The sequence below is a fragment of the Phaeobacter sp. HS011 genome (assembly GCF_018101215.1).
GTDB classification, from domain to species: domain Bacteria; phylum Pseudomonadota; class Alphaproteobacteria; order Rhodobacterales; family Rhodobacteraceae; genus Phaeobacter; species Phaeobacter inhibens.
Map to the genome: position 1 here is coordinate 256302 of NZ_JAGEUF010000005.1, position 19980 is coordinate 276281.

30 protein-coding genes are annotated in these 19980 nt (G+C 57.3%); 5 read left to right on the forward strand and 25 right to left on the reverse strand.

Annotated elements, in window-relative coordinates; translation table 11 throughout:
* Window positions 1–88 precede the first annotated feature (88 nt).
* The 8 genes from rpsK to J4721_RS11810 form a co-directional block, all read right to left on the reverse strand.
* Window positions 89–478 carry a 30S ribosomal protein S11 gene (gene rpsK / locus J4721_RS11775; RefSeq protein ID WP_014875982.1) on the reverse strand — a complete coding sequence of 130 codons (390 nt, stop codon included), beginning with the start codon at window positions 476–478 and terminating at the stop codon, window positions 89–91.
* A gap of 15 nt (window positions 479–493) precedes the next feature.
* A complete protein-coding gene (rpsM, locus tag J4721_RS11780) occupies window positions 494–862 on the reverse strand; it encodes a 30S ribosomal protein S13 (protein ID WP_014875983.1) in 369 nt (122 codons plus the stop codon).
* A 334-nt stretch (window positions 863–1196) separates the two neighbouring features.
* A complete protein-coding gene (locus J4721_RS11785) occupies window positions 1197–1844 on the reverse strand; it encodes an adenylate kinase (RefSeq protein ID WP_014878922.1) in 648 nt (215 codons plus the stop codon).
* The gene (gene secY / locus J4721_RS11790) at window positions 1841–3205 is read right to left on the reverse strand and encodes a preprotein translocase subunit SecY (protein ID WP_014875985.1); all 1365 of its coding nucleotides are present in this window, start codon (window positions 3203–3205) and stop codon (window positions 1841–1843) included. The genes J4721_RS11785 and secY overlap by 4 nt, the downstream gene beginning before the upstream one ends.
* Before the next feature lie 110 nt (window positions 3206–3315).
* A complete protein-coding gene (gene rplO, locus J4721_RS11795) occupies window positions 3316–3786 on the reverse strand; it encodes a 50S ribosomal protein L15 (protein WP_014875986.1) in 471 nt (156 codons plus the stop codon).
* Window positions 3787–3942: 156 nt separating this feature from the next.
* Window positions 3943–4551, reverse strand: a complete 609-nt coding sequence (locus tag J4721_RS11800; RefSeq protein WP_211002741.1) for a hypothetical protein — start codon at window positions 4549–4551, stop codon at window positions 3943–3945.
* Between the two features lie 484 nt (window positions 4552–5035).
* The gene (locus tag J4721_RS11805) at window positions 5036–5251 is read right to left on the reverse strand and encodes a DUF1127 domain-containing protein (protein WP_014875988.1); all 216 of its coding nucleotides are present in this window, start codon (window positions 5249–5251) and stop codon (window positions 5036–5038) included.
* A 147-nt stretch (window positions 5252–5398) separates the two neighbouring features.
* Complete coding sequence (locus tag J4721_RS11810; protein ID WP_211002742.1) at window positions 5399–6343, reverse strand: DMT family transporter; 945 nt, start codon at window positions 6341–6343, stop codon at window positions 5399–5401.
* 80 nt (window positions 6344–6423) lie between these two features.
* On the opposite strand from J4721_RS11810, the gene J4721_RS11815 reads away from it, so the two are divergent.
* Window positions 6424–7836: a PLP-dependent aminotransferase family protein gene (locus tag J4721_RS11815; RefSeq protein ID WP_211002743.1), complete on the forward strand. Its 1413-nt coding sequence runs from the start codon at window positions 6424–6426 to the stop codon at window positions 7834–7836.
* A gap of 208 nt (window positions 7837–8044) precedes the next feature.
* The gene (locus J4721_RS11820; RefSeq protein WP_014875991.1) at window positions 8045–8263 is read left to right on the forward strand and encodes a hypothetical protein; all 219 of its coding nucleotides are present in this window, start codon (window positions 8045–8047) and stop codon (window positions 8261–8263) included.
* Between the two features lie 208 nt (window positions 8264–8471).
* Here J4721_RS11820 and rpmD read toward each other — a convergent pair whose 3' ends face one another.
* From rpmD to rpmC, 11 genes are all read right to left on the reverse strand, one after another.
* Window positions 8472–8660 (reverse strand): 50S ribosomal protein L30, encoded by a 189-nt coding sequence (gene rpmD / locus J4721_RS11825; protein ID WP_014875992.1) that lies wholly within the window; start codon window positions 8658–8660, stop codon window positions 8472–8474.
* Between the two features lie 12 nt (window positions 8661–8672).
* Window positions 8673–9239, reverse strand: coding sequence for a 30S ribosomal protein S5 (gene rpsE, locus J4721_RS11830; RefSeq protein WP_014875993.1), 567 nt, complete (start codon window positions 9237–9239; stop codon window positions 8673–8675).
* A gap of 167 nt (window positions 9240–9406) precedes the next feature.
* Complete coding sequence (rplR, locus tag J4721_RS11835; RefSeq protein WP_014875994.1) at window positions 9407–9766, reverse strand: 50S ribosomal protein L18; 360 nt, start codon at window positions 9764–9766, stop codon at window positions 9407–9409.
* A gap of 11 nt (window positions 9767–9777) precedes the next feature.
* Entirely contained in the window at window positions 9778–10311 is a 534-nt protein-coding gene (gene rplF / locus J4721_RS11840) for a 50S ribosomal protein L6 (protein ID WP_014875995.1), read from the reverse strand.
* Between the two features lie 12 nt (window positions 10312–10323).
* Window positions 10324–10716: a 30S ribosomal protein S8 gene (gene rpsH / locus J4721_RS11845; protein WP_014875996.1), complete on the reverse strand. Its 393-nt coding sequence runs from the start codon at window positions 10714–10716 to the stop codon at window positions 10324–10326.
* 13 nt (window positions 10717–10729) lie between these two features.
* Window positions 10730–11035 carry a 30S ribosomal protein S14 gene (gene rpsN, locus J4721_RS11850; protein ID WP_008561382.1) on the reverse strand — a complete coding sequence of 102 codons (306 nt, stop codon included), beginning with the start codon at window positions 11033–11035 and terminating at the stop codon, window positions 10730–10732.
* Between the two features lie 18 nt (window positions 11036–11053).
* On the reverse strand, window positions 11054–11617 hold the full coding sequence (gene rplE, locus J4721_RS11855) for a 50S ribosomal protein L5 (protein WP_014875997.1): 564 nt from the start codon (window positions 11615–11617) through the stop codon (window positions 11054–11056).
* Complete coding sequence (rplX, locus tag J4721_RS11860; protein ID WP_014875998.1) at window positions 11610–11921, reverse strand: 50S ribosomal protein L24; 312 nt, start codon at window positions 11919–11921, stop codon at window positions 11610–11612. The genes rplE and rplX overlap by 8 nt, the downstream gene beginning before the upstream one ends.
* Window positions 11922–11923: 2 nt before the next feature.
* A complete protein-coding gene (rplN, locus tag J4721_RS11865; RefSeq protein ID WP_005621870.1) occupies window positions 11924–12292 on the reverse strand; it encodes a 50S ribosomal protein L14 in 369 nt (122 codons plus the stop codon).
* A 99-nt stretch (window positions 12293–12391) separates the two neighbouring features.
* A complete protein-coding gene (rpsQ, locus tag J4721_RS11870) occupies window positions 12392–12622 on the reverse strand; it encodes a 30S ribosomal protein S17 (protein ID WP_014875999.1) in 231 nt (76 codons plus the stop codon).
* A 12-nt stretch (window positions 12623–12634) separates the two neighbouring features.
* Window positions 12635–12835: a 50S ribosomal protein L29 gene (gene rpmC, locus J4721_RS11875; protein WP_014876000.1), complete on the reverse strand. Its 201-nt coding sequence runs from the start codon at window positions 12833–12835 to the stop codon at window positions 12635–12637.
* A gap of 174 nt (window positions 12836–13009) precedes the next feature.
* Between rpmC and J4721_RS11880 the strand changes: the two genes are divergently transcribed.
* Window positions 13010–13441 (forward strand): hypothetical protein, encoded by a 432-nt coding sequence (locus J4721_RS11880; protein ID WP_211003477.1) that lies wholly within the window; start codon window positions 13010–13012, stop codon window positions 13439–13441.
* A 458-nt stretch (window positions 13442–13899) separates the two neighbouring features.
* On the opposite strand, the gene J4721_RS11885 is transcribed toward J4721_RS11880, so the two are convergent.
* Complete coding sequence (locus J4721_RS11885; protein ID WP_211002745.1) at window positions 13900–14520, reverse strand: TIGR02466 family protein; 621 nt, start codon at window positions 14518–14520, stop codon at window positions 13900–13902.
* Between the two features lie 122 nt (window positions 14521–14642).
* Here J4721_RS11885 and J4721_RS11890 point away from each other — a divergent pair, with 122 nt between their 5' ends.
* The gene (locus J4721_RS11890) at window positions 14643–15110 is read left to right on the forward strand and encodes a DM13 domain-containing protein (RefSeq protein ID WP_102859342.1); all 468 of its coding nucleotides are present in this window, start codon (window positions 14643–14645) and stop codon (window positions 15108–15110) included.
* Between the two features lie 120 nt (window positions 15111–15230).
* On the opposite strand, the gene rplP is transcribed toward J4721_RS11890, so the two are convergent.
* From rplP to rplB, 5 genes are read right to left on the reverse strand one after another with little or no spacing between them, the layout of a single operon-like run.
* On the reverse strand, window positions 15231–15644 hold the full coding sequence (gene rplP / locus J4721_RS11895; RefSeq protein ID WP_014876004.1) for a 50S ribosomal protein L16: 414 nt from the start codon (window positions 15642–15644) through the stop codon (window positions 15231–15233).
* 12 nt (window positions 15645–15656) lie between these two features.
* Window positions 15657–16364 carry a 30S ribosomal protein S3 gene (rpsC, locus tag J4721_RS11900; RefSeq protein WP_014876005.1) on the reverse strand — a complete coding sequence of 236 codons (708 nt, stop codon included), beginning with the start codon at window positions 16362–16364 and terminating at the stop codon, window positions 15657–15659.
* Window positions 16364–16744 (reverse strand): 50S ribosomal protein L22, encoded by a 381-nt coding sequence (rplV, locus tag J4721_RS11905; RefSeq protein WP_008560423.1) that lies wholly within the window; start codon window positions 16742–16744, stop codon window positions 16364–16366. Before rplV ends, rpsC begins: the two co-directional genes overlap by 1 nt.
* Window positions 16745–16747: 3 nt before the next feature.
* Window positions 16748–17026, reverse strand: a complete 279-nt coding sequence (rpsS, locus tag J4721_RS11910) for a 30S ribosomal protein S19 (RefSeq protein WP_005980699.1) — start codon at window positions 17024–17026, stop codon at window positions 16748–16750.
* 3 nt (window positions 17027–17029) lie between these two features.
* Window positions 17030–17872 (reverse strand): 50S ribosomal protein L2, encoded by an 843-nt coding sequence (gene rplB, locus J4721_RS11915; RefSeq protein WP_014876006.1) that lies wholly within the window; start codon window positions 17870–17872, stop codon window positions 17030–17032.
* Window positions 17873–18180: 308 nt separating this feature from the next.
* On the opposite strand from rplB, the gene J4721_RS11920 reads away from it, so the two are divergent.
* On the forward strand, window positions 18181–19719 hold the full coding sequence (locus tag J4721_RS11920) for a Fic family protein (protein ID WP_211003478.1): 1539 nt from the start codon (window positions 18181–18183) through the stop codon (window positions 19717–19719).
* The last annotated feature ends 261 nt before the right edge of the window (window positions 19720–19980 follow it).

Consider the following 19980-nt stretch of genomic DNA (forward strand, 5'->3'; position numbering starts at 1 on the left):
CATGTCCGAAGGTACAGACGCCCGAGGTTTCAAATGGCGTACTGGGGCCTTGCAGAAATCGCAAAGCCCCAGCAATAATCAGTGTCGCTTAGACGCGACGACGCTTCGGCGGACGGCAGCCGTTGTGCGCAATCGGGGTCACATCACGGATCGAGGTGATGTTGAAGCCCACTGCGGCCAGAGCGCGCAGTGCGGATTCACGGCCCGAACCGGGGCCCTGAACTTCGACTTCCAGAGTTTTAACGCCGTGTTCCTGCGCTTTTTTGCCTGCGTCTTCAGCAGCCATCTGAGCAGCATAAGGAGTCGATTTACGCGACCCTTTGAAGCCCATGGTGCCTGCGGAGGACCAGGAAATCGCATTGCCTTGCACGTCCGAGATCAGGATCTTGGTGTTGTTGAACGAGGAGTTCACATGTGCAACGCCGGAGGCGATGTTCTTGCGCTCTTTGCGCTTGGTACGAGTCTTATCGCGTGCCATTGATCAAACCCTCCCTTATTTCTTCTTACCAGCAATGGCCTTTGCGGGGCCTTTGCGAGTACGAGCGTTGGTGTGGGTACGCTGACCGCGAACGGGCAGGTTACGACGATGGCGCAGACCGCGGTAGCAGCCGAGGTCCATCAGACGCTTGATGTTCATCTGAACTTCACGGCGCAGGTCGCCTTCGACGGTGTAGTTGGCGTCAATGTGCTCACGCACGGCCAGAACTTCAGCGTCGGACAGCTCGTTCACACGACGGGTTGCGTCGATGCCTACGGCTTCGCAGATGGCTTCAGCAGAGGTCGTGCCAATGCCGGTGATATAGGTGAGGGCGATAGGTACCCGCTTTGCAGTCGGGATGTTTACGCCGGCAATACGTGCCACGTGTCACTTTCCTTTTCGTTGCGGTTCCGTAGCGCCGGAACCTTTTTTCACAACGCTTGACCTTGGCAGTGTCGCCCGTTGGTCCAGCATTTCGAGGTGGTCAGGGCGGCAGAAATTGCACGCGCCTGTGATGATTCCCAGAAGGGATGGGGTTCCCTATGTGGAAATCGCACTATGGTCAACCCGTCGGCAAGACTGGGGCCGAAGTTTCCCCCAAGGTCAACTGCTCGCAACGCGATTTGTGATGTTTTTCCGCCAGCGCGCGACCCGTGCACAAAAAACGCCCCGGCCGGGGTGGCACGGGGCGTTTTTTAAATCCGAAAGGATCGTGCGATCAGTCGCCCATGATCCAGCCGAGGTTCTTGCGCACCTCTTCGATGGAGGCGAGACCGTCGAGACGCTGCAGGTTGCCCTTGGCATAGTAGTAGCCAATCAGCGGCGAGGTCTTCTTGTAATATTCCATCAGACGGGTGCGGAGGCTTTCCTCGTTATCGTCCGGCCGGCGTTTCTGGTTGGTGCCGCCGCAGTTGGCGCATTTGCCATCCTCGGGCCAGGGCTTGGTCTCGTCGTGGTAGACTTCGCCGCAGTCGCCGCAGGTAGAACGACCAGTGATGCGGGCGACCAGCGCGGTATCATCCACCTGCATCTCAATGACCGCATCCAGTTTCTGGCCGGTTTCGCGCAGCAATTCTGCCAGCGCATCCGCCTGAGCAAGTGTGCGGGGGAAGCCGTCGAAGATAAAGCCGCCTTCGGCACCCTCTTCGATCTTCTCGCGGATCAGACCGATCACGATACGGTCGGTCACCAACTCACCTCGAGCGATCACATCGGCAACGCGTTTGCCCATCTCGCTGCCAGAGGCTTGCGCATCGCGCAGCATGTCGCCGGTGCTCAGCTGAACCATGTTGCGAGATTCTACCAGGTAGCGGGCTTGTGTTCCCTTGCCCGCGCCGGGCGGGCCCAGAAGGATAATATTGCTCATCGGCGTGCAGGTCCCCGTCGTGTCCGTTTCTTATTCCGACCGCGCAGCTGGCTCTTTTCAATGAGACCTTCGTATTGATGCGCAAGCAGGTGGCTTTGTGCCTGTTGAATGGTGTCCATCACAACAGAAACCACAATCAACACGGAGGTACCGCCAAAGTAAACCGGGATTGCAAGCTGACCACGCAGGATTTCCGGCAGCAGACAGACAGCCGCGAGATAGGCCGAGCCCAGAACCAGCACGCGATTGACCACATATTCGAGGTACTCAGCGGTTTTCTTGCCAGGGCGGATGCCGGGGACAAAACCGTTCTGGTTCTTCAGGTTATTGGCCACCTCGTCCGGCTTGAAGGACACGTTGAAGGTGTAGAAATAGGCAAAGAACACGATCATGCCGACAAAGAACAGCAGGTAAAGCGGCTGACCGGGACCGAAGTTGGCCAGCAGCCAGGACATGATCGGGCCGGAGGTGCTGCCTGCGGAGAAGGTCGAGATGGTCACCGGCAGCAGCAGCAGGGACGAAGCGAAGATCGCGGGAATCACGCCTGCCGGGTTCACCTTGACCGGCAGATGGCTGGAGCCACCGTCATAGACCTTCATGCCGACCTGGCGGCGCGGATACTGGATATGGATCTTGCGCAGGGCGCGCTCCATGAACACCACAAACATGATGATGGCGATCATCATCAGGATCACCGCGATGATCACTGCCGGGCTGATCGCACCGGATCGGCCGGAGGCCAGGAACTGGGCAATCGCGGCAGGCACTTCGGCGATGATGCCGACGAAGATGATCAGCGAGATACCATTGCCGATGCCACGCTGGGTGATCTGTTCCCCCAGCCACATCAGGAACATGGTGCCGCCCACCAGCGTAATCATGCAGGCAAGACGGAAGTACATGCCCGGATCCGTCGCCAGATCGCCCGATTCGAGCGAGACCGCCAGGCCATAGGCCTGCGCTGTCGCCAGCAGCACGGTGCCGTACCGGGTGTATTGATTGATTTTCTTGCGGCCCTGCTCGCCCTCTTTTTTGAGCTGTTCGAGCGCCGGGACCATCGAGGTCAGCAGCTGCACAATGATCGACGCCGAGATATAAGGCATGATGCCAAGTGCAAAGATGCCCATACGGCCAAGCGCACCGCCGGTAAACATGGACACCATGCCCCCGATCCCCTGCCCTGCCGAGGTCATGAACTGGCGCAGTGCATCCGCATCAATCCCCGGAACGGGAATATAGGTGCCCAGGCGATAGACAATCAAAAGCCCGAGCGTAAACAGGATGCGGTTGCGCAGATCCGTGGCTTTGCCAAGAGCGGCCCAGCTGGTGTTCGCCGCCATTTGTTCTGCTGCTGATACCATAAAAAAGGTCTCTTCTTGCGAAAACGCCGCCCAGGGCCGTTTTCCGGCTCGGGCGGCGTTAATGGAAAACTGAAGACTATGTAAGCGGCATCGGCGCCGCTCACAAGCTGTTACTCAGCTGCGGCAGTGTTTGCCACGGTCAGGGCGCCACCAGCCTTTGCGACTGCGTCAACGGCGGCCTTGGAGGCGCCGGTCACAGCGATGGTTGCCTTGGCGGTGAAGTCACCCTTTGCCAGAACGCGGATACCGTCCAGCTTGCGGCGCACCAGACCCGAAGAAATCAGGGTATCTTCGGTGATGGAGCCGGCTTCCAGCTTGCCTTCGTCGATGAATTTCTGGATCAGGCCCAGGTTCACAACGGCGTAGGACTTCCGGTTCGGCTTGTTGAAGCCGCGCTTGGGCAGACGTTGGTAGAGGGGCATCTGGCCACCTTCGTAGCCATTGATCGAAACACCCGAACGGGATTTCTGACCTTTGATACCACGGCCACCCATTTTACCTTTGCCGGAACCCGGACCACGGGCAACGCGCATACGTTTTTTGGAGGCGCCTGGATTGTCGCGCAGTTCATTGAGTTTCATATCGCTTCTCCTTTGCCGGAACTGCCCCCGAAGCGGATTAGGGCAAACACGGCGTTTCTTGATTTTCTGATTCTGCAGCCCACAGGACCACCGGGGGCGTATAGACCCGATGCGGGGCGGGATCAAGAGTTGTATGATCGAGGTCTCAGTTAGTGCTCAATGCTCCGACGCTGACTGTAAAGAGCTAAGGTATCCAACAGTGCCTTGGAAGTAATGGTACAACTCATCCATATCACGGGAAAGACGCACAACATCAATGAGCTTCACGCTGAGATCTATTGGCTCACCTGAGGGTTTGGTTGAATAACGAAACGCTGTGGAGTCGTGATCAACACCGTTGAACTGCTCGATTACAGAGTTCACTTTCCCATCAGCATTTGGGTCGCCTTCAACACCGAACCCTTCCATTATTTCGCGAACCTTTTTCCATTGCACAGTTAAGGAGTGGCTCCTCCAATTTGTGTTCACCTGAACGTCTTCGCCGAACCAAAGGACTATCTCTTTGAGACTCAACTCCAGAAAGTGCCGATATAGATGCAGTATTGGGTATATTTGAGTGTTCTGCTGCCATGGGGAACTTAACCCTGCGATCAGTGCATCTGCAGCCTCTTTGTAACCACTTACCATCAGCGAGAGGCGTTTGCTTGAGTCCGCCGTCAACTCAATATTAGAGTGAAAGTCGTTACTAGGGCCGAACGTCTTTCCTTTGCCCTTCGGCCAATTGAAATTGCTGATGTCTAAAAGGTCTGTAAAAGACTTTGCCATGTATCCGCCCCACTCCCTCTAAAATTCGAATGTAGGTGCACACAAAACACTCGCCAAGGCTTCTGCCCTGTCGGTTACTGCTATTGCAGGTCTGTTACGGTGTCCGTAGCGTTTGTGGCCGACCGATAAAGGGTGGCGGCGCCGCCGGGGGATTTGGGACGGGATCTCTCCCGTGCGTGGATAACATTATCGTGCTCCCCGGCTGCCACGCCGGGGCCCTGGTCATAGGTGCCGGGGGTGTCAGGCCCGACGAGTGATCGCGATCCTGTGCAGAATGCCACGTGCGCATAAACGGATCATGGAGCGGGCGCGCGCCGGGGTCGCAACGGGCCGACTATTGGCATCGTCACCCCAGAAACCAAAAACGCCCCCGCAAAGCGGAGGCGCGTCCAGTCCGGCCCCTGAGGGAGGAGAAAGAGCCGGTCTGACACTTGGGCGACCCAGGGACGGCAGCAGTGCTGCGATCCGCCCCGGGTGGCAAAGCTCAGTGGCCGTAGGCCTGAACATGGGCGATATGCGGGATATCGCAGCGACGCACGCCGATGTCGGCCAGATCGCGGTTGGACAGGCCGTCCAGCTCGGCGAAGGTGCGTTTGTATTCAGCGCGACGGGCCCAGCTGTCCTTGATCTCTTCTGCCAAGCCGCGCAGGCGGGCGATGATATTGACGCTGGTGTCGGTGGTGTTGATGACATGTGCCATGGTGTTAGTCCTCTATCTGACCGGACGAATTTCCGGGTGGTCTCAGTTATGTCTGTTTCAGTGACATCTGAGAGATAGGGGGAAATGTTTGCGCAAACAACTGACAGGTCGGACTGCCCGCTATGCACGCCAAGCATAGGAGATGACTCAGACATTAACCTGCCTCGCGCGGCGCAGGCCCACCAGCGTCAGCCCATAAATACAGGCCACCACAACCACCAGGACAGCAATCTGACGCGGCTCAATCCGGTCGCCCAACAGCGGTACAGAAAGCGCCAGCGTCAGGGCTGGCCAGGGCGTGGTGATGGAACTGGCCAGCGATACGTCGATATGGCGCACTGCGTAGAACCAGACGATGAGTTCCAGAAAATAGACCAAGCCCATCAGCACCGCCATCGGCTGGAGCAGGGCCGCAAAGCCAAGCGCCATTCCTGACGGCAGGGCCACCCCGAGCACCCCGGCCAGAAACACCGACGAGATCGCCACCCGGATCAGCGTCACCTGAATGGGCGTGATGGTCGTTGCGCTCAGCTCTTCCTTGATGATGACATGGGCAATGCTCCACAAGAATGGCACACCGAGCGCCAGCAGGAACCACGGCGACAGGCCCGACATCCGCAGCGTCCCGTCGGTGCCCAGATAATAGAGCGCGCCAAGCAGCAGGAAGGTCAGTGTCAGCTCCGTGGTGGTTTTCCGGCGCTTCAGAAACAGGCTCTCCCAGAGGATTGCAAACAGCGGATAGGCCTGAATGGCGATCGCAGCATTGGCGGCACCAGCCTGTTCCACACCAAGCACGTAAAGATAGGTCGACAGGCCGAAGAGGCCGCCGGTGAATAGGGCCAGCCCCACCATTCTGCGGCGTTGCCTCGGCGACAGGACGTCGGCGAAGATCCCGCGGGTGCCACGGTTGTATTCAACCGCAAAGCACGGAAGGGCAAAGATCAGTTGCCAGACCGACAGAGCAAAGGCGAAGGGCAGCGCACCCAACACTGCTGGTCGCAGGTTGGAGATAATCGGCATGATGCCCAGGAGCGCCAGACTAACAAGCGACAGCGCGATACCGGTACCGACAGAGGGGGAAATACGACTCATCTGGAGACCTCTTCAAATTGCATTGACCAAATCGAAGATCGCCCCCAGTATTGCACCTATGCAATTGAAACATTGATCTGATGGCAATTTGGCTCCCCAATCTGAACGGACGCAGTGGTCCGAAATATCTGCAAATCGTGGAAGCGATGGCGGAGGATATCGCAAGCGGGCGGCTGGCCCCCGGCGCCCAGTTGCCGCCCCATCGGGAGCTGGCCTATCAGATTGGCGTATCCGCAAATACCACCAGCCGCGCCTATGCCGAGGCGGTGACGCGGGCATTGCTGCGGGGAGAGATCGGGCGCGGCAGCTTCGTACGTGCGGCCGAACCGATGGTGCACCAGGGCGGAGCCGCCAACAGTCTGCGCCGGGATGCTCAGGGGCCAATTGACCTGTCGCGCAACCTGCCGCTGGCGGGGTTTTCCCAACCGCATATCCGCCAAGCGCTGCATACTCTGGCTGAGGGCAGTGATTTGTCGCCGCTGCTCGACTACCAGTCGGATGCCGATCTCGACCGACATATCGACGCCTGGCAACATTGGCTGGCCTATTGTGGCGTCGATGCCATCCGATCTGAAGTGATGACAACGGTGGGCGGTCAGCATGCGCTGTTCTGCGCGGTGGCGGGCGTGTTGAAAGCAGGTGATCTCCTGCTGACAGAGGCGCTAACCTATATGCCGGTTCAGGCGATGGCGGAACGTCTGGGCGTGACCACCGCGGCGGTGGCGATGGATCCGCAAGGGGTGCAGCCTGAGGCGTTTGAGGCGCTGTGCAGACATGCCAGGCCCCGTGCTTTTTATCTGACCCCCACATTGCAGGCGCCGACCACGGTGACCCTAGATGATGAACGTCGCGCCGAGATCGCCGAGATTGCAATGCGCCACGATGTGATCCTGATCGAAGATGACGTATTCGCGCCGCTGAAACCTGACCGCCCTGCCCCGCTGGCCACGCATGCGCCGGATCATACGATCTATGTGACCAGCCTTTCGAAATCCGTTGCACCAGGCCTGCGGGTCGGCATCCTGAAGGCGCCGCAACGGCTGATGCCTGCGCTGCGCCATGCGGCCAACCTCAGCCTGTGGATGGCGCCGCCGCTAACGGCGGAGATTGGCGCGCGGCTGATCCTTGATGGGACCGCTGAAACTCTGGCAGAGCAGCAGCGGCGCGCAGCACAACATCGCCAGACACTGGCCCGATCAGTCCTGTCCCCGCCCGGTGCCACGCCAATGTCCTATCAGGCTGATCCGCAGGGGCTACATCTGTGGTTGCCCTTGCCCCCGGATCTGCGCGCTGATGTGTTTCGTGCCCAATGTGCCCAGTCCGAGGTGCTGGTCAGCGAAGGACGCAGTTTTGCGCTCGCGCCCAGGGACGCACCGGAAGCGATACGGCTCTGCCTCAGCCACGAAGTTTCCGAAGACCGGCTGACGACGGGGCTCCAGCGTGTCGCACATCTTCTGCGCGAGTCGCGCAAATCCCACGCGCTGCAGATCTAAACGGGCCGTTGCGTCTGTTTTCAGTGTGATGCCACACCGGACGGGTGCCGATATCAGCCGAATATCCGCTCCAACGGCGTTTTCCTTCACCCTAGGGATGCGGCGGCTAACCTCCGGAACGGCCAACTATCCTTTCGTGTGATTGATGCGATTTGAGACAAATGGCAAATTGAGGACAAGGAAAACATCAGCATCAAGGAACACGATCATGGCTCTCCTCAGCACTCTCATCGGCACAAGCGCAACCGTCACCGCAGTCGCAAGCGGCTATATCGGCCTCTCCACCACCGTTGTGGCGCTGCTGGTTCTCTACCCTCTGACTGCCGAGCTGGCGACCCGCCTGCTGCAGGCCATCATCGACCGCCGGGACGCGGCTGAAGCCAGCCCTGATCTGCCCTACTACGACGCCCGCACCTACTTCGGCTGATCATCCGACCACCGCTGGCCGCCCCTCGTCTGTGCCATCGCGGATCCGGTGATCATCGCTGATGTTGAAAACCGATAATCCAGATGGCCGGGAGCCTCTCTCCCGGCGGATCAGATAGATAGCCCCCTCCTCCCGAATTGATCTCTGCAACAAAAAAGCGCCCCGAAATCGGGGCGCTTTCTTTTGTTTGGGTCATACGAGAGAGCGCTTAGTCGCGCTCTTCGATGATCTCAACCAGATGCGAGATCTTGTTGACCATACCGCGTACGGAAGGGGTATCTTCCAGTTCACGGGTTTTGTGCATCTTGTTCAAGCCCAGGCCAACGAGGGTTGCACGCTGGTCTGCGGGGCGGCGGATCGGGGAACCGATCTGCTTAACAACGATGGTTTTTGCCATGTGTCCGTCTCCTTACGCTTCTGCTTCAGCAGCAGGTGCTTCATCCCGCTTGGGCAGGATGTCGGCGACTTTCTTGCCACGACGCTGAGCAACCGAACGGGGCGACTGCTCTTTTTTCAGACCGTCCATAGTGGCGCGGATCATGTTGTAGGGGTTCTGCGAACCGATCGACTTCGAAACAACGTCTTTGACGCCGAGCATTTCGAAGACAGCACGCATCGGACCACCTGCGATGATACCGGTACCTTCAGGTGCGGTGCGCATGACAACTTTGCCTGCGCCGTGACGGCCGTGCATGTCGTGATGCAGGGTGCGGCCTTCCTTCAGCTGCACACGGATCATCTGACGCTTGGCCTGCTCGGTGGCTTTACGAATGGCCTCGGGGACCTCTTTCGCTTTACCTTTACCGAAGCCGACGCGGCCTTTCTGATCGCCAACAACCACAAGAGCGGCGAAGCCAAAGCGCTTACCACCTTTTACGGTTTTCGACACCCGGTTGATCGCGACCAGACGGTCAGCGAATTCCGGTGTTTCTTCTTCGCGGCGGCCACGGCCACGGCGATTTTCACGTTCTGCCATGAGGCAATCCTTTTATTCTGGCGACAAGCGCCTGACTTATACTCAATCCAGGTGGGCGAGGGCCGAACCGACCCACCCCCGGATCATCGGGATGGCGCGAACGCCATCCACCTTGACTTGGGTGCGCCCCGTATTCCCGGATAGCCGAGAACACAGGGCGCAGATCCTTAGATCTTCAGGCCGCCTTCACGCGCAGCGTCGGCCAGAGCCTTCACCTTGCCGTGAAACAGGAAGCCGCCACGATCGAAATAGGCCTCGGAGACGCCTGCCGCCTTGGCGCGTTCGGCGATAACCGAACCCACTTTGGTGGCTGCTTCGACGTTGTTCTTGCCAACGAGACCCAGGTCTTTTTCCAGGGTCGATGCCGAAGCGAGGGTCACACCACGTACGTCGTCGATCAGTTGAACAGAGATGTTCTTGTTCGAGCGGTGCACGGACAGGCGCGGACGGCCTGCGTTGACCTTGCGAAGCTTGTTCCGGACGCGCAGCCGGCGCTTCAGAAACAGGGTGCGTTTGCTGTTTGCCATTTTGCTGGTCCTTACTTCTTCTTGCCTTCCTTGCGGAAGATAAACTCGCCTTTGTAGCGAATGCCTTTGCCTTTGTAGGGCTCGGGACGACGCCAGTCGCGGATTTTGGCCGCAACTTCGCCAACGAGTTGTTGATCATTACCTTCGACAACGATTTCGGTCTGCTTCGGTGCGGTAATGGTGATACCTTCCGGAGCAGTGAAATCAACGTCGTGGCTGTAGCCCAGGTTCAGCTTCAGGGTGTTGCCCTGCATCTGAGCCCGGTAACCCACACCCTGGATCTCCAGCTCTTTTTTGAAGCCGGAGGTCACGCCTGCAACCAGGTTTGCGACCATAGTGCGGGACATGCCCCACTGCTGGCGCGCGCGCTTGGATTTGCCGCGGGGGTCAACTTTGACGACATTGTCGTCAACAGTCAGGGTGACGTCGTCGGTCGCGGTGAAGGTACGGGCGCCTTTCGGGCCTTTGACTTCGATGGTCTGGCCGGACACAGAAGCAGTTACGCCGCTGGGAAGTTCGACCGGTTTTTTACCAATACGGGACATCGTGGGGCCTCCTTAGAAGACGGTGCAGAGCACTTCGCCGCCAACGTTGGCTGCGCGTGCGCTTGCGTCCGACATCACACCCTTGGGGGTGGAGACAATCGACACACCCAGGCCCTGACGGACCGACGGGATGTCATTGACGCCCATGTAAACGCGACGACCGGGTTTGGAGACCCGCTTCAGTTCACGAATGACAGGTTCGCCGTCGAAGTACTTCAGGCTGATTTCGAGAGCCGGATGGCCCTTTGCATCAGTCGCAGACTCATAACCGCGGATGTAACCCTCTTGCTTGAGCACATCCAGAACCCATGCACGCAGCTTGGAAGCCGGTGTCATGACAGTGGATTTGCCGCGCATTTGCGAGTTACGGATACGGGTGAGCATATCGCCGATAGGATCGTTCATATCAGTCTCTCCCTTACCAGCTCGATTTCACCATGCCGGGGATCTGGCCATTCGAGCCCAGTTCCCGCAGAGCGATACGGCTGATCTTCAGCTTACGATAGTAAGCGTGAGGACGGCCGGTCAGCTGGCAGCGATTGTGCAGACGGGTTGCCGACGAGTTACGCGGCAGTTTCGCCAGATCGAGGCGCGCTTTGAAACGCTCTTCCATCGGACGAGATTCGTCGTTTGCGATTTCTTTCAGCTCGGCACGCTTTGCGGCGTATTTTGCCACCAGGCGCTCGCGCTTCTTCTCGCGTTCGATCATGCTTTTCTTAGCCATGTCTCTTCCTTCCCGCGCTTAGCTGTTGAAGGGCATGTTGAAAGCTTTCAACAGCGCCTTTGCTTCCGCGTCGGTGTTCGCGGTGGTGGCAATCACGATGTCCATACCCCAGGGTTCGTCGATCTTGTCGAAGTCGATCTCGGGGAAGACCATGTGCTCTTTCAGACCCATGGCGTAGTTGCCACGGCCGTCAAAAGACGTGCCCGACACGCCGCGGAAGTCGCGGATACGGGGCATCGCGATGGTGGTCAGACGGTCGAGGAATTCGTACATCCGGTCGCCGCGCAGAGTCACCTTTGCGCCCATCGGCATGCCTTCGCGAACGCGGAAGCCGGCGATGGAGTTCTTGGCCACGGTGGTCAGAGCTTTCTGGCCCGCGATTGCGGTCAGGTCAGCCTGAGCAGACTTGGCTTTCTTGCTGTCTTTGACGGCAGCACGGCCGCAGCCGATGTTCAGAACGATTTTCTCCAGCTTAGGGATCATCATTTCGTTCTTGTAGCCGAACTCTTCTTTCAGGGCGCCACGGATGGAGTCCTTGTAAAGAGCTTTCAGACGCGGGGTGTAGGTTGCGTTATCAAGCATCGATCACGTCCCCCGTGGTTTTGGCGAAGCGCACTTTCTTGTCGCCTTCCATGCGGAAGCCAACGCGGGTTGCCTTGCCGTTTGCGTCCAGCAGAGCCAGGTTCGACAGCTGGATCGGCAGTGCCTTAGGCAGGCGGCCACCCTGGTCGGACTGGGTCTGACGGGTGTGGCGGATTGCCATGTTCACACCGTCAACGATGGCTTTGCCAGCTTTGGGGTCAACGGAGGCGATGGTGCCTTCTTTGCCCTTGTCCTTGCCGGCCAGCACGACGACCTTGTCGCCTTTGCGGAGTTTAGCAGCCATGATTACAGCACCTCCGGAGCGAGCGAGATGATCTTCATGAAGTTTTTGGCGCGCAGCTCACGAACAACCGGGCCAAAGATACGTGTACCTACGGGCTCGTTGTTGTTGTTCAGGATGACAGCTGCATTGCGGTCAAAGCGGATTGCGGTACCGTCTTCACGACGGACCTCTTTGGCGGTGCGTACGACGACGGCCTTGCGGACGTCCCCTTTTTTCACGCGGCCGCGCGGGATGGCTTCCTTGACCGAGACGACGATGATGTCGCCTACGGATGCGTATTTACGCTTGGAACCACCCAGAACCTTGATGCACTGAACTCGGCGAGCGCCGGAGTTGTCAGCAACATCCAGGTTTGTTTGCATCTGGATCATGTGGTTTCTCCCGACCTTTGGGGCGCCGATGCGTGGCGTGATCCCCCAGGGTTTCGACTAACTGTTAAGTCTAGTCGCCAGGAGTCTCGGATGAGACTCTTAGGCTTCCAGAACTTCCCAGCGTTTCGTTTTCGATTTCGGCGCGCACTCGATGATGCGTACGGAATCGCCGACCTTGAAAGCGTTCTGTTCATCGTGAGCCCGGTACTTCTTGGACTTACGGATGGTTTTCTTCAGAACCGGATGCGTAAAGCGACGCTCTACGGAAACGGTTACGGTCTGTGCGTTGGCGTCGGAGGTCACAACGCCGGACAGGATACGTTTAGGCATTCGAGAAGCTCCTTATTCAGCTGCTGCTGCAGCTTTTTCGTTCAGGATGGTTTTGACGCGTGCAGCATTGCGGCGAGCCGCCTTGATGCCTGCAGTCGATTCCAGCTGACCGGTTGCCTGCTGAAAACGCAGGTTGAAGCTCTCTTTTTTCAGGGATGCGAGGGTATCGCGGAGTTCATCCACGGTTTTCTCGCGCAGATCATTGGCGTTCATCGCCTTTGTTCCTTGTCCAAAGCACCAGAAGGCCCCGAGGGTCACCTTGTTACCTGGTGGGTTATGTCACACCGCGCCAGAGGGCACGGCAAAAAGAATCACCAGCCCCGGATCCATACAGATCAAGGGTCAGGCGATGGGTCCACTTACAGGAGGTAGAGGGTGGGGGCAAGGGTGAAGTTTGCGACACCGTTTGGCACCCGGTCACTGCGCTTTGCGCAGCCCGCGAACCCGCGTCAAGATCGTGTCAAATTGCCACCCGTTTTGGAGCCGCGCGAGCCACAGGCGTTTCCCCATTCCAGAGATCATCACCGCATGCCGCCTCGCCTGAACACGCTGGATATCCTGAATGCGGATCTGATCGGCGATGCCTTGCTTTTCGACAATCAGCACGCGCTGTGTGGTCATGATGTAGGTGACCGAGCGAAAGGCACGATGGATGAACAGCCAGATCACCAGCGCCACTGGCGCGCAAAGCAAGATAACGATTACCTCAGTCAGCGTTGGTGCAATTCGGGCGTGAGTGGCGTGAACCACCTGCTCACCGGCAAGAAGCTCGATTGCCGCGTGATCGTACATCTGGCTTACTTACCGTTCGTCATTTGAATTTTACCCCACCTGGAATGAAGGTGGGGCAAAGGGAACTCACAGGTTAGTCACAGTCATACCAGATTGTCGTAGCGGGTCGCTGCGTTCCATTTGCTAACGTCGCAACGCTCACCTTCGGGGCCTTATACACGGTTAAGACGGGCTTACCGATACGTTCGCAATAGCCCGCGACACGACGATCAATAGCATTAGAGCTAACTTCGTTCTTGAAGTAGATGATCTCCAACGATGAGCCCACAGGGAAAGCCAGATGGATGCCCGTTCGATCAGCCGGGTTAGGAAAAATCTGCGCGATGAGAGACGCACGTCGCATCGCTGCCTTCTCAGAATCAACGCAGGCAGACAGCGCCATTAGGGATACAGAAGCAAGAACTAGAATTGATTTCATTTAATCAGCCGTCCTCTTAGGTTGTGCGCCCTGCATAGTTGCCAGCGCTGCAAGTGCAACCCAAGTTTCACTCCCACCGGTAGTTAAAGCTCACCGAGACGCGCTCATCTTCGGCCATGTTCATCGGCACCTCGTGGCGGATGAAACTTTCCCACAGCAGCACATCGCCCGCTGCGGGCGACTGATAGACAAATGTCTTCAGCTCCTGCCGACAGTCTTTGACACGCGGCGGGTGGGCCATCATCATCGCATGGCGCGGGTCTTCCAGCTTCAGCGCGCTGGCGCCTTCGGGCATTGAGACATAGGTGGTGCCGGAAATCACCGAATGGGGATGAATGTGGCTGGCGTGGGTGCCGCCCTCGGGCAGGATGTTGATCCAGAGATCCTCCAGCACCAATGCGCGACCGTCCAGATCCAGCTGCAGATCCTTGGCAAAGGCCGCGACATGAAGATCGAGCGATTTCACCAGATCGGCAAAGATCGGGAAACGCCAGGGCAGATCAGTCAATGAGGCATAGGAGGTGTAGCCGGGATAACCGTTCTCCTCGCACCAGTCCTGGCCTGCATCGTCATCCTGAGCGATCACAAAGCAGGAGTTTTCAAGTTCACCAGCGTCAACCTTGGGTCCGTGTTCGGACAAAGCAGCGCGGTAGAGACGGGTTACGAAGAGGGAATCGATCTGTGCCATATCCGTCCTTTAGCGCAACACAGCGCGAAGTACGAGGACCTTTGCCGGCTCCTGCACGCGCGCATCTTCCCTTTTGATCCGCGGGCTGGCTAAGCTGGCCTCACCCATAGGAGGAACAGAATATGCGCTGGATTTTGAGACTGCTGAGCCACGGTATTGCGCTGGCGATCGGCTTTGCGCTGGGGATCTACATGCTGCCCATTCTGACGGCCCCCGATAGTCCCGATGCTGCAGCTCTGACCGCCAGCGCGGAAGGGGCCACATATACCGGCAGTTTCACCCGCGATCTGGCGGGCAGCGATTTCCTGCACTGGGGCACCGGCAGTATCAGCCTGTCGCCGCAGCAGATCACCCATATGGGCGCGCTGGCGCCGGGACCGGACTACAAACTCTACCTGACGCCGGAGTTTGTTGAGGATGAGGCCGGGTTCGAGGCGATCAAGGCCGCGTCGGTGCGGATTGGCGATGTGAAGATGTTCGACGGGCTGATCCTGCCCATCTCCGAAGGGATCAACATCGAGGATTACACCACCGTAGTGATCTGGTGTGAGGCCTTCGGAGAGTTCATCACCGCCGCAAAATATCGCTAGCCTGACCGGCGGCGCCGAGCCGGACAAATCACTCCGCGCCGAAGGAACATAAGAAAGCCCCCACCGATTGCTCGGCGGGGGCTTTTTGTTTTCTCATCGGATGCGCAAGAGCGCCGCCGCTTACCAGTCTTCGCGAACCACGACGCGGGTCTTGACCGGCAGCTTCATCGCGGCCAGGCGCAGGGCCTCACGTGCGATGTCGTCATTGACGCCGTCGATCTCGAACATCACGCGACCGGGCTTCACTTTGCAAGCCCAGTAATCCACGGAACCCTTACCTTTACCCATACGAACTTCGACGGGCTTGGAGGTCACCGGGGTATCCGGGAAGATGCGGATCCAGACACGACCCTGACGCTTCATGTGACGGGTCATGGCACGACGAGCAGCCTCAATCTGACGCGCGGTGACGCGCTCAGGAGTGGTTGCCTTCAGGCCATAGGTGCCGAAGTTCAGGTCCGAACCGCCTTTTGCCAGACCGGAGATCCGGCCTTTGTGCATTTTGCGGAATTTAGTACGCTTTGGTTGAAGCATGTCATCTCCTCCTTAGCGACGACCGCCTGCACCGCGAGGTGCCGGACCGTCCTGGAGTTCCTGTGCTTTACGGTCACGCGCCTGAGGATCGTGTTCCATGATCTCGCCTTTGAAGATCCAGGTTTTGATCCCGATGATCCCGTAAGGGGTCATGGCTTCGGAGTGAGCGTAATCGATGTCGGCGCGCAGCGTGTGCAGCGGCACACGGCCCTCACGGTACCATTCGGTCCGTGCGATTTCAGCACCGCCCAGACGGCCAGCAACGTTCACCCGGATACCCAGGGCGCCCATGCGCATGGCGTTCTGTACGGCACGCTTCATCGCGCGACGGAAGGACACACGACGTTCCAGCTGCTGAGCGATGGACTCGCCAACCAGCTGTGCGTCGAGCTCGGGCTTGCGGACTTCAACGATGTTGAGGTGCAGTTCCGAGTCTGTCATCGAGGCAAGCTTCTTGCGCAGCACTTCGATGTCAGCACCTTTTTTACCGATGATCACGCCCGGACGCGCGGTGTGAATGGTCACACGGCACTTTTTGTGGGGGCGTTCGATGATCACGCGAGCGATGCCTGCCTGCTTGCACTCTTCCTTGATGAAATCACGGATGCGCAGGTCTTCCAGCAGCAGATCACCATAATCTTTGGTGTCGGCGTACCAACGGCTGTCCCAGGTACGGTTGACCTGAAGGCGCATGCCGACCGGATTGACTTTATGTCCCATTAGGCTTGCTCCTCAACTTGACGCACCTTGATGGTGATCTCCGAAAACGGCTTGAGGATTTTGCCAAACCGGCCACGGGCACGAGGACGGCCGCGTTTCATGGTCAGGTTCTTACCCACATAAGCCTCGGCAACGATCAGTTCATCGACGTCCAGGTTATGGTTGTTCTCGGCGTTCGCAATCGCGGACTGAAGGCATTTCTTCACGTCCTGCGCGACCCGTTTGTTGGAGAAAGTCAGGTCGGTCAGAGCCTTCTCAACTTTCTTGCCACGGATCATGCCGGCGACGAGGTTCAGTTTCTGCGGGGAGGTACGGAGCATGCGCAGTTTTGCCATTGCTTCGTTGTCTGCCACGCGGCGGGGATTTTTTGCCTTGCCCATGACTTACTTCCGCTTCGCTTTTTTGTCCGCAGCGTGACCGTAATAGGTCCGAGTCGGGGAGTATTCACCGAACTTCTGACCGATCATGTCTTCCGAGACGTTGACGGGAATGTGCTTCTGACCGTTGTACACACCAAATGTCAGACCCACGAACTGGGGCAGAATGGTGGAACGACGCGACCAGATCTTGATGACTTCGTTGCGGCCCGACTCGCGCGCTGCTTCGGCTTTTTTCAGCACGTAAGCATCGACAAAGGGGCCTTTCCATACAGAGCGAGACATAGATTAACGTCCCTTCTTCTTGGCGTGGCGCGAGCGGATGATAAGCTTTTGCGACGCTTTGTTTTTGTTGCGGGTACGCTTGCCTTTGGTCGGCTTACCCCAGGGTGTCACGGGGTGACGGCCACCGGAGGTACGACCTTCACCACCACCGTGCGGGTGGTCGATCGGGTTCATAACCACACCACGCACAGAAGGACGCTTGCCCTTGTGGCGCATACGGCCGGCTTTACCAAAGTTCTGGTTCGAGTTGTCGGGGTTGCTGACCGCACCAACGGTGGCCATGCATTCCTGACGAACCAGGCGCAGTTCGCCCGAGGACAGGCGGATCTGAGCGTAGCCACCATCACGACCAACGAACTGAGCGTAAGTACCGGCTGCACGGGCGATCTGGCCGCCTTTGCCGGGCTTCATTTCGATGTTGTGAACGATGGTACCGATCGGCATGCCCGAGAACGGCATTGCGTTGCCCGGCTTGATGTCGGCCTTTGCGGATGCAACGACTTTGTCACCAACTGCCAGACGCTGCGGAGCGAGGATATAGGCCTGCTCGCCGTCTTCGTATTTGATCAGCGCGATGAATGCGGTCCGGTTCGGGTCATATTCGATCCGTTCAACGGTTGCCGCGACATCAAATTTGTTCCGTTTGAAGTCAACGATCCGGTAGAGACGCTTTGCGCCGCCGCCACGACGACGTGAAGTGATCCGTCCGGTGTTGTTCCGGCCGCCCGATTTGGTCAGACCCTCAGTGAGAGATTTGACCGGACGCCCTTTCCAAAGCTCCGAACGGTCGATCAGAACCAGCCCACGCTGGCCCGGCGTCGTCGGCTTATACGACTTGAGTGCCATGCTTTCTGTCTTCCGTTTAGCGTGCAGACCCTTAGGTTTTTGTCTTTGGGCCCGCTATGTGTAAGCCCCCCGCCCGGTTGTCCCACGATGAGACGCCCTACTAGGGTGGCCAGATTATAGGGCCCCGAAGGTCCCCAGGTTCGAACATCCTGACAAACGTAATAACCCCGGAGCGAATCCGGGGTCGTCAGGATTGCTGCGGCTTAGCAGAGGTGCTTGATCAAGTCTACGGGGCTACGAAGAATTCTTGAAAAAGATTGACAGCTTCTCCTACCATGTCTGCCTCAACTAGCCGAATTGAAACCTTAGTGAGCCACGATAGCGATCCCTCAATTAACGCACAACCTATAGACACTTCCAACAGCGCGAACCATACTCAAGCGCGAAGCCTTCCCCTCACTTCGCATCGCATCGCGAAACCAATAAATTTAATAAGCACAACAGGCGACCTTGGAGACGTAGAATTGATACAACTTGGAACCCCCTCACACATCACTTTACGTCAAGATACTGAACAACTTTTGGACCAAGTGGATTCCGAGATCAAAGAGTTCAACAAACTCCGCCCCTTGAGTTCGGACGTTAAAGACAGACTTAAGATGGCCTTTTTGCCTGACCGGGTCACTTCCAGTCTCAATATGGAAGGAATCGTTGCAACACGCAGGCAAACATTAGCCATAATGGATTCCATGACGCTTATGGACTCTTCATCTAAGTCCGAGCAAGAAGTTCTCAATGCTTTGAGCGCCGATGAGCTGACAATTGACGCAGCTGAAGCTGGTGAAAAACTCAGCGAGGCTCTAATTCGTCAAATCCACGCGAAGATCGAAGATAAAGTAGGTGAGACGCCGGGATCATACCGACAGCGGGACGTGAAAATATCGCAGGCTTTATTCACTCCTCCTTCGCATACAGATGTACCGATTTGCATGAAGGAAATGATAGCAATTTATTTAGAGGATAGCACTGCGCATCCTATCGTAAGAGCAGCCTGGCTACACAATCGCTTCACGTACATACACCCTTTTCTCGACGGTAATGGGAGAACTGCTCGCCTGCTACAGGACTTTGCGTTGCTCTCAGGAAAGCTATTCCCAACTGGCGTCCCATCTGCATTAAGGGACGACTACTACGATGCTCTTTCCGAAGCTGACAACGATGACTGGGACGGCTTGGTAAGTATTATCGCTAACCGGCAATTAAATATTGTTGCCAAAGCAAGTGGTATTGCCAATGAGCGTCAAGAACGTACTGTCTGGGTGACTCGCCTGGCTAAAAAAGCCGATGACAAAAAGCGTGGCGCGCAACACAAACAGTATTTGGTTTGGGCGCATAAAATGAATGAAATTCAATCAGCCTTTGAAGCCACCGCGCAAGAAGTCGGAACTGCATCCGACGTACTAGAAATTGAGCATCAATCCTATCCTATAATGGACTTCAAGGCATGGAAAGAAATGAACTCAGGAGTACGTAGGCGCGACACTTGGTTCTTCAGTCAAACGCTTAAAGTGGATGGTGAAAGAGTGTACCGGTTTGTCTTCTACTTTCGGCAACACATCAATTTTCCCGCAGACCCATTTCAAACAGATGACGCGCTTATCTGTTTGAGGTTTACGGGTGGCGCTCCTAGCGAACGATATGATTTCGGCTTATTTCAAGACCTCGATATTCGATTGAGGGAGATTCTTTTTCATGCAGAGGACTTGTACCACTACTATTTCAAAGGGAAAGAAAGAATGGGCCGGCAAGACAAAATTGAAGAGTGGGAGGTTGATTGCAATTTATCACTGAACAATATTTTGGAGCACCTTTACTATGACCTCTTTGAAAAGAAGCTTGGCGTTTAGGCTCTAGTCCTGGCGCCGTAGCCAAGCCCGGCTCTGCGATAAATCACTCTGGGAAAGCTCCTTCTTACAGCTTATGCAGTGCCTTCTCTCCGGAAGCTCGTTGCGCAGGCTCCGCACGCGACGTGTCAAGAATCTAGCCGAGCAGCGCCCGGCCTCGGGAGGGCGCTTCGCATCCGCCCGAGGTCGGGCCCCACCCTTCGTGGCTCCCTCAACAAAAAAAGGCCCCCGCTTTCGCAGGGGCCTTCTTAAGTCTCAGACAAA